Origin of the sequence: Acidovorax sp. 94, from assembly GCF_003634645.1 — a bacterium.
In the GTDB taxonomy this organism is placed as follows: Bacteria; Pseudomonadota; Gammaproteobacteria; order Burkholderiales; family Burkholderiaceae_C; genus Acidovorax; species Acidovorax facilis.
This window is the reverse complement of sequence record NZ_RBJA01000001.1, coordinates 3,781,231-3,795,542: the sequence shown is the minus strand read 5'-3', so window position 1 is coordinate 3,795,542 and position 14,312 is coordinate 3,781,231. Positions and strand designations below refer to the sequence as shown.

Below are 14,312 nucleotides of genomic sequence, written 5' to 3'. Positions count from 1 at the left end.
CGTGAAAAGGCGCGATGTTTGGCGCAGGCCCGCAGTGGGCTATTAGGCGCTGAGCCACCACGGCCGCGCCAACCGTCGCACAATGCGCAGACATGCCGCCATTGCCGTCCCACGAAAGCACGCGCAGCGTTGCGCCCCCGCCCTCCCCTGATGCCCCGGACTTGAGCCCGGGCGCCCCGCCGCAAAGCGATGCGGCTGCAGACCGTGCCGCGCGTGCGGATCTGGCGCATGGCACCGAAGAGTCCGTCGCCGCCCAGTTGGGGGACAGCGCGGCGCTGAACCAGGCGGCTTCGCTCTCACCGTTTGCGCCCTTGTCGGTGCCCGTGTTCCGCATGCTCTGGCTCACCTGGGTGGCGGCCAACACCTGCATGTGGATGAACGACGTGGCGGCCGCCTGGCTCATGACCACGCTCACTACCTCGCCCGTGCTGGTGGCGCTGGTGCAGACCGCTTCCACGCTGCCGGTGTTCCTGCTCGGCCTGCCCAGCGGTGCGCTGGCCGACATCCTAGACCGGCGCCGTTACTTCATCGCCACGCAGTTCTGGGTGGCTGCCGTGGCGCTGGTGCTGTGTGTGGCCATCCTGGCCGGGGGCATGACGGCGCCGCTGCTGCTGGCGCTGACCTTTGCCAACGGCATTGGCCTGGCCATGCGCTGGCCGGTGTTTGCGGCCATCGTGCCCGAGCTGGTCAGCCGCCCGCAGCTGCCCGCCGCGCTGGCACTCAACGGGGTGGCCATGAACGCCTCGCGCATCATCGGCCCGCTGCTGGCGGGCGCCATCATCGCCAGCGCGGGCAGTGCCTGGGTGTTTGTGCTCAACGCCGTGCTGTCCCTCATTTCCGGCTTCACCATCATGCGCTGGAAGCGGGTGCACACGCCCAGCCCGCTGGGGCGCGAAAAGCTGACCAGCGCCATGCGCGTGGGCCTGCAGTTTGTGCGCCAGTCGCCGCGCATGCGCGCCGTGCTGTGGCGCATCTCCATCTTCTTTCTGCACGCCACCGCGCTGCTGGCCCTGCTGCCGCTGCTCGCCAAGGGGCTCGAAGGCGGCGGCGCGGGCACCTTCACGCTGCTGCTGGCCAGCATGGGCGCGGGCGCCATCACGGCGGCCATGTTCCTGCCGCGCCTGCGCCAGGCCATGGCGCGCGATGTGCTGGTGATCCGCGGCACGGCGCTGCAGGCCGCCGCCACGGGCGTAATGGCCGTGGCGCCCAATGTGTACGTGGCCGTGCCCGCGATGTTCGTGGCGGGCATGGCGTGGATCACCACGGCCAACTCGCTGTCGGTGTCTGCCCAGCTCGCGCTGCCCAACTGGGTGCGCGCGCGTGGCATGTCCATCTACCAGATGGCCATCATGGGCTCCACCGCGCTGGGCGCCGCCGTGTGGGGCCAGGTGGCCACGCTCACCGATGTGCATGTGAGCCTGGGCATTGCCGCCGCCACCGGCGTGGTGGCCATGCTGCTGGTGCAGCGCCTGGTGGCCGACCGCAGCATGGAGGAAGACCTGAGCCCCTCGCGCGCCTTCAAGGCGCCCGTGGCCGACACACCGCCGGGATCAGGGCACCTGGTGGTCACCATCGAATACTTCATCGACCCCGCCCGCGCCGCTGAATTTCGCGCCGTGATGCAGGAAAGCCGCAGGAGCCGTCTGCGCCAGGGCGCCCTGGGCTGGCAGCTGCTGCACGACATCAGCCAGCCCGCGCGGTATGTGGAGCGCATCGAGGACGAGTCTTGGACGGAGCACCTGCGCCGCTTTGACCGCGTGACCGCCTCGGATGTGGCGCTGCGCGACCGCAAGCTGGCCTTCCATGTGGGCGATGCGCCGCCGCGCGTGACGCGGTGGACGGTGGAGCAATGAGGGGCCTCCCCGGGTAGCTATGAATCACCCGCACATGCCGCTGGTGCAGACAATGCGGTAGCCCGAAAAAAAGGGAACACACGATGGTGTTCCCTTTCAATAGGAGCGTGCAACGCCCCGAAGCCAATGAGCGGCTGTTGGATCAGTCGGGCGAACCGGCCCAGATATCGGAACGCAAGCCCGCATCTGCGCCCACGGCTGCAGACTTCGCGCTCGCCGCCTTTGCCGTGACGTCGGTCACGGAGATCGCCACCGGACGAAGCGCATCGCCGCCGGAAACTTCACGCGAAGTCACACAAAACCATTCGCCTGGAATCGCCGCGACCACTGTGCCAGCATCACTTTCGCGCCCTGGGTTGCGGCCCAGCCATCCTGCAGTATTCGTCCGGATGGGTTTGCCGCTAGCGTCGATAGATGTGGAATTCCAGTCGTCGTTGCTCCCGGTGGAGTTGTCGCTGAATCGGATCACCAGCGTGGGGTTGGAATCGGCAGCCATGCCTTCTGCCAGGACGACGAACACTTTGCTGCCGTCCGGCAACGTTTTCCCACCTGCGCCCACAATCGTGCACGCCGCTGTCAGCGTGTTCTGCGATTGCACCGCAATCGTGCTGATGTTGAGCAGCTCTGCATGCACACCCGTGGCCATCGCCAGGCCCAAGCTCATTCCCAAAACACTCTTCAAAATACCTTGTCGCATGGTGCGATCCTCTCATTGTTAATAACAAACACGATCTGTGCTGGGGCACAGACCTCCTCCCTGTCTTCGGCGCTGGAACAGAACAACTGCCATCGCCATGACGCCACCATGGCACCGCAATGAAGCCCATGCCGACGCAGGCCTGGCAGGTTCGGCGCCCCTGCACTCCGCTGTCAAAAGCGGCGGCTTTGTGCCATCCGTGCGCTTCGCGCGATTCTTGGCTGGCTGAAGGGTTACGGCGGCGATAGGCCGTTGGTCGCCCAGAGAGCCACTACCTGCCGAAGACGAGCGCAGATTCTCAAGGGCCAATCTGGTAGTGGTGCCGTTGACTTTGTAGTCATCTGTAAATGCACTTGGCCCGCAGGTATGGCCATTCACAGGAGGGTTTACAACCTCCGCACGCGCGTCGATGCGGGCGGCGGCGTTACTTCGTTCCGCGAGTGCCTCTTACAACGCGTCACAAAAACTCCATCGGTTTCACCATCCTGCTCCGGGGCATGTGGGGCTGGCCATTGCTGCATGGCATCAGCCAGTCCGTTCGGTTTGTGGAACGCATCCGCGAGGAAGCCCGGACGGAATACCTGCTGTGCTTTATCGGGTGATGGCTGTATGACGTGGCGCAGCGGGGCCACACGCTGGGGCTTTATGGGGGATGCGCCGCCGAGGGGGACAAGGTGGGCGTTGGGCCGTGGGCTGGGTTTTGTGCGATTTGAGATGTTTTTGGTCGCTAGCGCTTGTGAGGTAAGCGCTATAAGCTATAAATTTTGTAGCATTGTGGCTCGCCTCACTCCGCCCTTCGGGCTGAACGCCCCCGGCCAGTGCGACTCGGTTGAAAATCCCGGCCCATGACCTTCATTTTTCAGATGCTCTACCAAGTGCATCCGCTGCTTCCACTCGCGTATTTGATCGTGCTGGGGAACGGGGTTCTCGCCCCCGCTATCTATTGCGCCGCGCGCGGTATCCCGTATGACATCACGAAGATCTGGTCGTTGGCCAAGCACGGCCAGATCGGCGCGAGATATACCGTGATCTCGTGGGCCGCATTTGCCGCAGCGTCGGTCTTGGTTCTTGTTCTGTATGGGGTGAGATGAACCTATGAATCTCCTCGCGCGCTCCCGCCTGCTGCTTTCTTTCCTGTGTATCGTCCCCTGCGTCCACGCCGCCTCCGACCCAGCCCTGCTCGGCTGCTGGCGCGCCACCAACATCGTGCTGACCACCCCCGATGGCGAAAAGGCCGAAGACACCTCCGGCCGCTGCACCCTGCAGTTTAAGGAAGATCAGTTCGAATCGACCTGCAAGACCGCCAGCGGGACGGCCATTACCACGTACCGTTACCAGGTCGTCCGCCCCCAGGTGTATGCGGCTACCATGGCGGGCAGCACTTTCAGGACGGAGATGGTGGGCTCGACGCGCGAGTACGAGTACCGCATCACGGGCGATCACCTGCGCACTGTGACCGTGCCCCCAGCCATGGCGTTCGCGGCGGCGGCTGCGGCCCAGCGGGTGGAAACCGAAGCGGCAAGGGCGCCGTGCCCGTGAACCCCGGCGGCCAACCACTGGGCGTAGGTTCGCAGAGGGGTTGAGAGTTTGCTATTAATATAATAGCTATTGGCGCTTGCTGAATAAGCGCTGGCGGCAATAATCATCCAACAATCATCGGGGCCACAACGCCCACAGACGCAGGTTCTGCTTCAGGCGCCCGGCGATGTCGCCCGCTTCCGGGCCCCAGCCAGTGAAGAAGTCTGCACGCACCGCCCCCAGGATGGCGCTGCCCGTGTCCTGCGCCAGCACCATGCGATTGAGCTGTACCTGCGGGCCGCTGGAGGCCAGCCAGACGGGTGTGCCGTACGGGATGCTCTGGCGGTCCACGGCGATGGAGCGGCCGGGGGTGAGCGGTACACCCTGGGCGCCGCGCGGGCCGAAGCCTGCGTCCAGCGGGTTCAGAGGCTCCTCGCGAAAGAACACGTAGCGCGGGTTGGTCCACATCAGTTCGTTGGTGCGCTGGGGGTTGGCGGCCAGCCAGGCGCGGATGCCGGGCCAGGTGGCGTCGCGGGTGTAGCCCTGGTCCAGCAGCCAGCGGCCGATGCTTTGGTAGGGCTGGTCGTTGGTGCCCGCGTAAGCCACGCGCACCAGCGACACCGTGCCGTCTGCCTCGGCGATGCGCAGGCGGCCCGAGCCCTGGATGTGCAGCACCATCGATTCCACCGGGTCGCGCAGCCAGGCGATGGCGCGGCCCGCCAGCGCGGCCTGCGCTTCCGGCAGGGTCTCGATCTGCTGGCGCGTGTACCAGGGCTTGCGGGCCCCAAGGCTGGTCGGTACGCGGTAGATGGGCACGGTAAACCCATTGCCTGGCTGGCGGGTGGCCTCCATCATCGGCTCGTAGTACGCGGTGAGCAGGCCTTCGGGGTTGCCGTCGGTTGCTTCAACGCGGTAGGGCTGCAGGCGGGCGATGAGCCACGCGCGTTGCTCGTCGGCGGTGGCAATGCTGAGCTGGCGCACTTCGCTGCACAGCGCGGTGAAGGGGGGCTGGGGGCGTTCGCAGCTCTTGATCCAGGCGTTCCAGGCCTCGTGCAACGCATCGTCGGCAAAGCCCGGCAGCTCGGCCCAGCGCACGGGAATCCAGCGGCTTTTGGGCTGTGACATCGGTGGCGGCAGCGGGCCGGTGTCGCCGGGCAGCACCACGGTGCTGGGCGGTGGTGGCGCGGGGATGGCCCCGGGGCGGGAGGGGCTTGGGGCAGGGGGCGTGGAGCAGGCGGCCAGCGTTCCTACAATCAGCGCCGTCAAAGCAACGCGCAGGAGTGTCAATTTCATGGGGCTGATTTTGCTTGAAGCGCTGCTGGCGCTGGTGTTGCTGGTGGCCATCGTCTGGTGGACGATGTTCTCGGGCCGCAAGGGTGGCGAGCTGCAGCCGCCGCCGCAGGAGCCTTTGCCACCACCGCCAGCGGCATCCCCCCAGGCAGCTCCCCCACCACCTCCGGCGCAATGACCTTGCCCGCGTGCGGGCAGCGGGCCCAGGCGGCTTCGTCCTACAGCCAGGGTGCCGCTGTGCCGATGGTGCCCCGGCCCGGCTGCAGCCACGATGGCGATGAGCTGGGCGCACCCCATGCCTAGGCCCACCACAGGCCATGCGGCACGCGATCGGAAGTCCCGAAGCGCCCAGCTCCGTTGAATCTTTCAAGGAGCACCACCATGCGCAAACACATTCTTCTCGGCGCCACCGCCGTCATCGTTCTGGCCACTGGCTGTGCCAGCATGGACGACACCCAGCGCCGTACCGCCACCGGGGCCGGCGTGGGCGCGCTGGCAGGCGCCGTCATCGGTTCGGCCACCGGCGGCAGCGCAGGCACCGGGGCAGTGGTAGGTGCCGGTGTGGGGGCCCTGGGCACCTACATCTGGTCGCAGAACATGGAGCGCCAGAAGCGCGAGATGGAGCAGGCCACGCGAGGCACCGGCATCGGCGTGACGCAGACCGCCGACAACCAGCTCATGCTCAACATCCCCAGCGACATTTCGTTTGCCGTGGGCCGTTCGGACATCCAGCCCAATTTCGCGCCCGTGCTCGACCAGTTCGCTGCCGGGCTGCGCAACAACCCCAACACCGATGTCCGCATCGTGGGCCACACCGACAACACCGGCAGCGACGCCATCAACAACCCGCTCTCGATGGACCGCGCTGCCAGCACGCGCAGCTATCTCACGGGGCGGGGCGTGGACGGGCGCCGCATCGCCATCGACGGAATGGGGGAGCGGTATCCCATCGCCACGAACGAGTCGGCCGACGGCCGGGCGCGCAATCGGCGCGTGGAGATCTTTGTGGGCGAGCGGCCACGCGGGTAAGCAACCACACCCGAGAGGGCGTGGGGCGGGCGCGCAGAGCCCTACTTCTCTGTGCGCAGCAGGTTGGCCAACTCCACGGCCGACTTGACCTGCATCTTGTCGAACACGCGTGAGCGGTGCACCTCCACCGTGCGCACGCTGATATCGAGCTGGTCAGCGATCAGCTTGTTGGGCAGGCCCGCTACCACGAGGTCCATCACATCGCGCTCGCGGTCCGTCAGATCGCGCAGGCGCACCTGCAGGTCGCTGCGCTCACGCAGTTGCGCCAGGCGCTCGGCCGACTTGGTCAGCGCCTGCTCGACACGGTCTACCAGCGCGTTGTCGGAAAACGGTTTTTCGCAGAAATCAAACGCACCCCGCTTGACGGTGTCCACGGCAGTGGGCACGTCCGCGTGGCCGGTCAGGAAGATCACCGGCATGGTGGCCAGGTCACCACGCACCGCCAGCAGGTCGAACAGCGCCAGGCCGCTCATGCCGGGCATGCGCACGTCCAGCAGCAGGCAGCAGGGCTGGCGCTGCGCGGGCCGGCTTGAGAGCATGGCGTCAAAGGCCTCGGCACTTTCAAAGGACTCGCTGAATAGCCTGCGCGAACGCAATAGCCACGCCAGCGCTTCGCGCACGCTGGCGTCGTCGTCCACGATGTACACGGTGGCGTTGGTGGTGGGCTCCATGGTTTAACTCGGTTAACTAGTGCATTGTCGGTTACGCGCGGTCGACGCAACCGGCGCGACCTGGGCGGGGGCCGCCCCGCCGCGCTAGCGGCGTACCCCTTCCCGCGCGCAGCGCGAGAGAAGGGGGAAGCGACGTAGTCGCTCAGGGGCTTGTTGCTGGTAGCGTGAAGGTAAACACCGTACCACGCGGTTCATGGGGCGCAAATCCGAGAAAACCGCCATGCTGCTCGATCACCGTGCGGCACATGCTCAGCCCCAGACCCATGCCCTCGGGGCGGGTGGTGAAAAACGGGGTGAAAAGCCTTTCGGCTACTTCCTGGGGAATGCCCGATCCCAGGTCGGTCACCGCAAACTCGATCCAGCCGCTGTGCTGGTTTGACGCCGCACGCCGCACCCGAACGTCCAGAATGCGCGTGGGTAGGGCGGGGTCGTCCATGGCCTGCATGGCATTGCGCGCCAGGTTGAGCAGCACCTGCTCGACCATGGTGCGGTCGCACAACACGGGGGGCAGGTGGGGCTCCAGCGAGGTGTTCACGCGCACCCCCAGCTTGCGTGCCTGCAGGCTCACCAGCGGCAGGATGGCATCGAGCAACTGCTGCGCGTACACCGCTTCGCGCGCCTGGTCGCGGCGGCGCACAAAGTCGTGGACGCTCTTGATCACCTTGCCTGCGCGCTCGGCTTGCCGCGCAATATGTTGCATGGCCATGCGCACATCCTGCAGCTGCTCGGCATGGGCAGCGGCGCCTGCGCCCTGCTCTGCCGGTGCGGGCGCCTCCAGCAGGTTGATGGAGCCGGTGGCATAGCTGGAAATGGCGGCCAGGGGCTGATTGAGTTCGTGGCTCAGCAGCGAGGCCATTTCGCCCACGGTGGCCAGGCGGGCGGTGGCCTGCAGCCGCTCTTGTGACGCCCGCGACAGCTCTTCCACCCGCCGCTGCTCGCTGATGTCGAGGAACGCGCTCATCCAGCCCGTGTGCAGGCCCTGGGCGTTGATGAGCGGGGCCTCGATGATCAGCACAGGGAAGCGGGTGCCGTCCTTGCGCATGAATTCGGACTCGAAACCCTCGCGCGGCGGCATGGTGCCCGCAAAGCGGATGGCCTGGCGCTGGCGATACTCCTCCACCCGCTCGGGGGGCCAGTAGGGCGCGGTCACGCTTTGGCCCAGCAGCTCCGGCGCGCTGAACCCTACCATGGCGCAGAAGGCCGGGTTGACATAGGTGATGCGGCCTTCCAGATCGCGGGCGCGCAGGCCTGTGACCAGCGAGTCCTCCATGGCCTTGCGAAACGCCAGCGCGTCGGCCAGATCGCGCTCGGCGCGCAGGCGCCTGCGGTTGTCGCGCACCAGCACCACCATCACGGTGACCAGCGCAATCGACATGGCGGTGACCAGCGCGGTCAGCACGTTGGGGAACAGGCTGGGCGCGCTGTGCCAGGTGTCCATGCGCAGCACCAGGGTGCTGCCGGGCAGATCCAGCAGGTGCGTGGCCGTGAACATGCGCGAGCCGCGGCGCGCGGCGCCCAGCACGGCCAGCCGGGTGCCGTCGGCCTCGGTGAACGAGGCCTCCTGGCTGCGGGTGAGGTTGTGCGCCACCAGGTTGATCAGCACGTCCTGCAGCGAATACGTGACCACCAGGAAACCCGTGCTGCGCCCGCCCGAGGTGAGCGGCAGGCACAGCTCCATCATCTCCGAGCCCAGCCCGTCGCCGTGGGGCTGAAAGTAGCTGCTTGAATAGGCTGGGCTGCTCAGGCGGCGTGCGTTGGCACAGGCAATGGCGGCGTCGGACTGGTTACCCTCACGCAGCCGGGCGTCCCAGGCCACGGGGCGGTAGGGCGACTGTGCATGGGTGCGTACCCGCAGGTCGGCATCGCGCCACTCGATGCGCACGAGCTCCCGCCGGTTGCGCAGCAGCTCGGCTGCATCTACCTCCCAGGCCAGCTGGCCCGGGTCGCCCGCGTGCAGGGCCTGCAGGCTTTGCAGGTTGCGCGTAAGCGCCACGCGGATGTCGGACACCGCGTCGGCCGTGTCACGCTCCAGGCGCGACTGCACCTGACTGGCCTCGTAGCGCCCCGCAAGCCACACCATGGTGGCGAGCATGGAGATCACCAGGGCTACCAGCAGGGTCCACAGCGACCAGCGCCGCCATGCGCCGCGCCAGCGTCTGAAGAGTGTGCGCTGCTGCGGGATCTTCACAGGACGCGGTGCGACAAGGCGGGCAACTGAAGGCGAATGTCGCGCAGGCGCTGCGGGTCCACCACACCTGACACCACGCCCGCCAGTTGGTCCTGCTGGGCGAGCACGGTGCCCCAGGGGTCAACCAGCATGCTGTGGCCCCAGGTGTGCCGCCCGTTTTCGTGCACACCGCCCTGTGCGGGCGCCAGCACATACGCCAGGTTTTCCACGGCGCGGGCGCGCAGCAACAGCTCCCAGTGCGCCTGGCCGGTGGTGTGGGTGAACGCGCTGGGCACGAGCAGCAGGTCTGCACCCGCGCTGGCGTGGGCGCGGTACAGCTCGGGAAAGCGCAGGTCGTAGCACACCGAGAGGCCCACGCGCCAGCAGTGGCCGTCGCGCGATGGCAGCTCGAACTGCACGGGGGTGTTGCCCGCTTCGATAACCCGGCCTTCGTGGAATTGCTCGCGCCCGTTGTCAAAGTAGAAAAGGTGAATCTTGTCGTAACGTGCCACGCAGTTGCCAGCGGGGTTGAACACCAGGGTGGTGTTGCGCACCCGGTCGGGTGTGGTGGCCACCAGCGGCAAGGTGCCCCCCACGATCCACATCTGCAGCTCGCGTGCCGCGCTGGCCAGAAAGTGCTGGATACGGCCCTCGCCCGGTGCTTCGCGCAGGGCGAGCTTGTCGGTGTCCTTGTGGCCCATCACGCAGAAGTATTCGGGCAGCACGGCCAGCTCGGCACCTGCGCTGGCGGCCTGCTCCAGCAGGGCGCGTGCAGCGCGCAGGTTGTCGTCGAGCCGGGTGCAGGACACCATCTGGATCGCAGCAACTTTCATCATGACGGTTCTCCGGTGCGGGGTGCGCTGGGGCGTGTGGGCGTGCCGGTTGCAGGGCCTGCCTCGCGGTTGCGGCGGGCCACGCGCACCACGCGGGGGTCCGTCCAGGTGCCATCGATGCGGAACTCCTGCGTGGCCGCCTCGATCAGCGGGCCGCGCAGAAATACCTGGGCCAGGAAGCTGCCCAGCCCAATGACCGGGTTGATGGCTGTGGCCACCAGGGACGCGGTCATGGCGTTGATCTCGGGCACCACCACCACGCGCAGGTCCTGGGTTTCCTGATCGATGTTGGCGCTGCCCTCCATCAGCACGGCGGCGTTGACGCCCTTCATCTGCAGATTGTTCGTGGTGGCCACGCCCTGCTCGATGCGCACATCGCCCCGGACAAAGTCGAACGCAAAACCCTCGCTGAACACGTCGCGGAAGTCGAGCGTCAGGCGGCGTGGCAGCGATTGCAGGCTCAGCACGCCCAGCAGCTTGGCCAGGCCTGGGTCGGCCTTGAGGAACTGGCCGGACTCCACGTTCAGGTTGATCTGCCCGGTCATGCTGCGGTAGTCAGGGCTGAACGGCGCGCCGATCCAGGCCACCTGCCCTTCCATGCGGCCCTTGCCGCGCCGGACCACATTGGCCATGCCCATGCGGCCCAGCAGGTCGCCCGAGTCGCGGATGTCCAGCTTGAAGTTGAGCACCGTGCGCCGCTCCGGTGTGCGAGGCCCCACCCCTGCAGTGTTCAGCACCGCCCAGTTGCCGTTGGCAGTGAAGTTCGCCTCGGGCGCCAGGATATTGAATTTGGAGAGGCGCCATTCGCGCTGCGTGCCATCTCCGCCCCGGTTCTGCGCTTCTATCTCCACACGCCCGAGGCGTTTGCCGCGCAGTTCAAAGTCATCCACCACGATGTCCAGCGCGGGCAGGGCGCCGGGCTGCTCGTCCAGCAGGGCCTCGACTTGGGTGACGTCGCTCTGGGGCATGTTCACGCGCGAGAGCCGCGCAAACAAGCGCCCATTGGGGTGTTCGGCGCCGCCTGGCTGGCGGTATTCCAGATAGCCGTTGAGTTCCGTGGCGTCGAGGTTGGCACGCCAGGTGGTGCCGTCCCGCAGCGCGCCGGCCACGATGTTGTGCAGGGTGCGACCCTGCAACGTGAGTTCGCGGGCGCGCAAGGCCAGTGTGGTGGGCAGGTAGTCCTGCGCCGTGCTGGGCGTCCCCGTTGAGCCTGGCGATCCGGGTGCGGTTGCGGGGCGTGCAGCGGGTTCGCTGCCGGTTGCCTGGGTCAGCACGTCTTCCCAGGCATCCACATCGAGCTTGCCCTGGCTGATGTTGGCCGCCACACCCTGCGCGGGCACCGGGGCGGATTCCCCGCCCGACAGGCCGATGCCGATGGCACCGCGCAGCACCCGGGCCTGGGGCCCGCCCAGATCCCGAATGTAGGTGGCCGAGCCCAGTGCGCCCAGGTCCAGCGTCATCTGATCGCGCAAAGGCGGGGCTTCGGTGCCATTTCCAGTCTGCGTAAGGCCCACCAGCGATTCGCGGGCCACCTGGGTTTCAAACCGCAGTGGCAGGCTGCCTTCGGCCGTCTTGCCCAGCGGGGCGGGCAGCGCCAGCGCCAGCCCCTGTAGGCTGGTGGTCACCTGCACCTCCGGCACGCCACGGCGAAACGCGAGCGCCATGGAATACGCGGTGCTGCCCGTGGCGCGGCGCGCCAGCTGCGAGAGCATGCCCAGTTGTGATGCCTGCTGCAGCCCTTCGGCCGTGGCGGTGCCCTGTGCGCGAAGCTGCACGGCCGATTCGGTAGCCGGGGCATTGGAGGGCAGAGCGCGCATGCCGCCCTCCAGCCGCACAGGCCCTCCCAGTGCCTGGGCCTGCACGGTATTGAGCGAAAAACCGCCTTCGGTGAACTGCACCACGCCCCGCACCCGGCTCAGCGTCGGGGTGTCGGGGGTAATGCGCAGTTCGTTGCCCGCCAGCGTGACGCTGCCCTGGACCTTGGATTTTTCGATGTCGCTGATCGGCAAGGTCAGGCGCAACTTGAAATCTGCGTTGCCGGTGCCGCTGGCCTGCTCCAGTGCATTGCCGGTCATCCGGCCCAAAGGCGACGTGTTCATGAGCGTGAGCAGCTCGGTCAGCGGCCCCCGGGCATCGGCACTGACACCCACCACGGTATGGGAGAGGTCTGGAATCTTGGCATCCACCTTCGACAGGCGCAGGCCCGGGCGTCCCGCAAAACTGCCACTGGCGCCGCGCACCTGCATGGAGGAGCGTTCAAAGACCAGCTCCCCCGCCAGCTCCGTCAATGCAGGCCACGGCAACGTATTGGCCGGTTGCAGCTGCGTAGGGACGTAGGCGTAGGTGACATCCTTCACGCGGGCTGCGATGCGAAATTCGCCTTGTTTGGGGTCGTCGAAAGGCAGGTGGTGCAGATCCCCCTTGACGCGGAACTGCACGTTGCTCGCGCTGCCCGCCACCACGGCGTCGCGCACATAGTGGCGCGACTCCTGGGGGATGGACAGCGGCAGGTAGCGGTGCACACGGGTCCCGTCCGCCCGGTTCAGTGTGCCTGTGAGGTCCAGCACCCCCGGAAAGCGAGAGCGGTGTGCCACCTTGCCCGCATCGCTGGTATGCCAAGTGGCCCGGGCCTCGCCCTGGGCGTCGGCATTGGCAAACTGCACGTCGGTGGCCTGCACGGCGATGCGGTCGCCATCGAGTTGCCAGCGCACATCGGCGCTGAGCCGGTCCAGCGGCAGCACTGGGTCTTCGAACACGCCGGGCAGCACCAGCGCGCCGGAGGCAATGGTCAGCGCTGCCTTGCCGCCCGCCTGGGTCATGTCGATGTCCACCGTGGCACCCCGCAGGCCCAGTTGGGTGGAAGCGCTGGCGGGAGTGTCGCCTGCCAGCGCCAATCCGCGAATGCGCCCGCGTACCTGATACTGCTGCAGGTTTTCGAGAGGGCCTTTCCAGGTGGCCTGGATTTCGTCCACGAGCCCGTGGGGTGAATAGGTGCGCACGGCCTCATGTGCCGTGGCGCCCAGGGGCAGGCGGCTGGCGACCTGCGCCAGGGCAGCCAGGTCCAGGCGGTCGGCGCGGAACTCGCCTTGCGCGGGTGCCTTGCCGGCCGCCGCCGTGTGCACAAGCCTGACGTTGCCTCCGGGCCAGGTGAGACCATCGTCCGTCTTGAATTGCAGCGCCTGGGTCGAGAATTCGAACCCCCCGTTCAGTCGGCGCCCACCCAGCCGCCCCTGAATGGACGGCAGCACCAGCGCTTGCAAGCCTGCACCCAGTGTGGCATTGACATCGGCCAGCGCCAGGTCGGCTGTGCCGCCCACAATCTGCCCGCGCTGCACATCGGCCCAGGCTCGCAGCGCGCCCCGGCCCTGTGCGATATCCACGCCCACATCGGCATGGTGGCGCAGCCGCGAGACGTCCACCCGGGAAAAGTCGGCGAAGACCTGCCCATTCCAGTGTTTCCAGTTGCCGTCGCGCGCGCGCAGCAAGGGGGCGCGGAACAGCCCCGTCACCGTGAAGCGGTCTCCCCAGGCTTCGGGCGGCGTGGCATCCAGCCGCATGTGATGGTGCCAGTTGCCGTTGCGCAAGAGCAGGTCCACCTTCTCCAGCGCAAGCTCCGGGGCGCCGCGCTGCTCATCGGTCCAGCGCACCGTGCCACCCCGGATGAACACCTCGCCCTGTGAAAACAGCCAGTCGGCGGCGGCGTTGTCCTCGCCCTGCTGCTGGGAGAAATCCAGGCCCGCCACCTGGATGCGGCCGTCCGCAGTGCGGCGCACATCCAGCTCGGGCTCTTCGATGTACAGCTGCTCGAACCCGCCCTTGAGCAGGGAGCGCGGCGACAGCGCCACCACCACCCGTGGAAGGCGCAGGGCAGAGCGGCCGGCTGCGTCCAGCAGGGTGACATCCGAGAGTTCAATGGAAGGGATCAGGCCTTCGGTGTGCGCCGCGATGGCACCGATTTGGACAGGAACCCCCAGCGCCCGTGCGGCATGCGCCTCCAGCTGTGGGCGGAAATCACCGATTCGCGGCACAATCCAGCCATGAAGGGCCCCCCACGCGATGGTCAGCAGCAGCCAGAAGGCCAGCAGCAAGCCCAGTGACCACCGCGCGAGACCTGCCACAATTTTCAGCAGGCGGGTGGGGTGCGTGGTGGGATCGATCATGGTGGGATTGAATGTGGCAGGAATTATGACCCGCAGGCTTAGCGCGGGTTCACTACAAACCAGTGTTCTTATGTACGCAGCGTTGCGCTGCGGC

The 14,312-nt window shown here is 67.2% G+C and carries 13 protein-coding genes; 7 read left to right on the top strand and 6 right to left on the bottom strand.

Going from position 1 to position 14,312, the window contains the following annotated elements:
* The first annotated feature begins 92 nt into the window (after positions 1-92).
* Complete coding sequence (locus C8C94_RS17515; RefSeq protein ID WP_121421616.1) at positions 93-1,853, top strand: MFS transporter; 1,761 nt, start codon at positions 93-95, stop codon at positions 1,851-1,853.
* A gap of 142 nt (positions 1,854-1,995) precedes the next feature.
* Here the strand turns inward: C8C94_RS17515 and C8C94_RS17510 are convergent, their stop codons facing one another.
* Positions 1,996-2,550, bottom strand: coding sequence for a hypothetical protein (locus C8C94_RS17510; RefSeq protein ID WP_147433274.1), 555 nt, complete (start codon positions 2,548-2,550; stop codon positions 1,996-1,998).
* A gap of 97 nt (positions 2,551-2,647) precedes the next feature.
* Here C8C94_RS17510 and C8C94_RS25995 point away from each other — a divergent pair, with 97 nt between their 5' ends.
* The 3 genes from C8C94_RS25995 to C8C94_RS17500 all read left to right on the top strand — a co-directional run bounded on the left by C8C94_RS25995 (position 2,648) and on the right by C8C94_RS17500 (position 4,089).
* A complete protein-coding gene (locus C8C94_RS25995) occupies positions 2,648-2,779 on the top strand; it encodes a hypothetical protein (RefSeq protein ID WP_255424243.1) in 132 nt (43 codons plus the stop codon).
* Between the two features lie 616 nt (positions 2,780-3,395).
* Positions 3,396-3,641 (top strand): hypothetical protein, encoded by a 246-nt coding sequence (locus tag C8C94_RS17505; protein ID WP_055402226.1) that lies wholly within the window; start codon positions 3,396-3,398, stop codon positions 3,639-3,641.
* Positions 3,642-3,645: 4 nt separating this feature from the next.
* Positions 3,646-4,089, top strand: coding sequence for a hypothetical protein (locus C8C94_RS17500; protein ID WP_121421615.1), 444 nt, complete (start codon positions 3,646-3,648; stop codon positions 4,087-4,089).
* 114 nt (positions 4,090-4,203) lie between these two features.
* Here the strand turns inward: C8C94_RS17500 and C8C94_RS17495 are convergent, their stop codons facing one another.
* Complete coding sequence (locus tag C8C94_RS17495) at positions 4,204-5,427, bottom strand: murein transglycosylase A (protein WP_121422939.1); 1,224 nt, start codon at positions 5,425-5,427, stop codon at positions 4,204-4,206.
* Here C8C94_RS17495 and C8C94_RS25750 point away from each other — a divergent pair.
* The 3 genes from C8C94_RS25750 (at position 5,360) to C8C94_RS17490 (ending at position 6,387) form a co-directional block, all read left to right on the top strand.
* Positions 5,360-5,536, top strand: a complete 177-nt coding sequence (locus C8C94_RS25750; RefSeq protein ID WP_199731485.1) for a hypothetical protein — start codon at positions 5,360-5,362, stop codon at positions 5,534-5,536. The two genes, C8C94_RS17495 and C8C94_RS25750, sit on opposite strands and share 68 nt — an antisense overlap.
* A complete protein-coding gene (locus tag C8C94_RS25990; RefSeq protein WP_255424242.1) occupies positions 5,533-5,661 on the top strand; it encodes a hypothetical protein in 129 nt (42 codons plus the stop codon). The genes C8C94_RS25750 and C8C94_RS25990 overlap by 4 nt, the downstream gene beginning before the upstream one ends.
* A gap of 78 nt (positions 5,662-5,739) precedes the next feature.
* Positions 5,740-6,387, top strand: a complete 648-nt coding sequence (locus C8C94_RS17490) for an OmpA family protein (RefSeq protein WP_055394716.1) — start codon at positions 5,740-5,742, stop codon at positions 6,385-6,387.
* A gap of 41 nt (positions 6,388-6,428) precedes the next feature.
* Here the strand turns inward: C8C94_RS17490 and C8C94_RS17485 are convergent, their stop codons facing one another.
* The 4 genes from C8C94_RS17485 to C8C94_RS17470 all read right to left on the bottom strand — a co-directional run bounded on the left by C8C94_RS17485 (position 6,429) and on the right by C8C94_RS17470 (position 14,218).
* A complete protein-coding gene (locus tag C8C94_RS17485) occupies positions 6,429-7,058 on the bottom strand; it encodes a response regulator transcription factor (protein WP_121421614.1) in 630 nt (209 codons plus the stop codon).
* A 142-nt stretch (positions 7,059-7,200) separates the two neighbouring features.
* On the bottom strand, positions 7,201-9,246 hold the full coding sequence (locus tag C8C94_RS17480; protein ID WP_370449748.1) for a nitrogen regulation protein NR(II): 2,046 nt from the start codon (positions 9,244-9,246) through the stop codon (positions 7,201-7,203).
* Positions 9,243-10,058, bottom strand: coding sequence for a carbon-nitrogen hydrolase family protein (locus C8C94_RS17475; RefSeq protein WP_121421613.1), 816 nt, complete (start codon positions 10,056-10,058; stop codon positions 9,243-9,245). The genes C8C94_RS17480 and C8C94_RS17475 overlap by 4 nt, the downstream gene beginning before the upstream one ends.
* Complete coding sequence (locus tag C8C94_RS17470) at positions 10,058-14,218, bottom strand: YhdP family protein (protein WP_121421612.1); 4,161 nt, start codon at positions 14,216-14,218, stop codon at positions 10,058-10,060. Before C8C94_RS17470 ends, C8C94_RS17475 begins: the two co-directional genes overlap by 1 nt.
* Positions 14,219-14,312 lie beyond the last annotated feature (94 nt).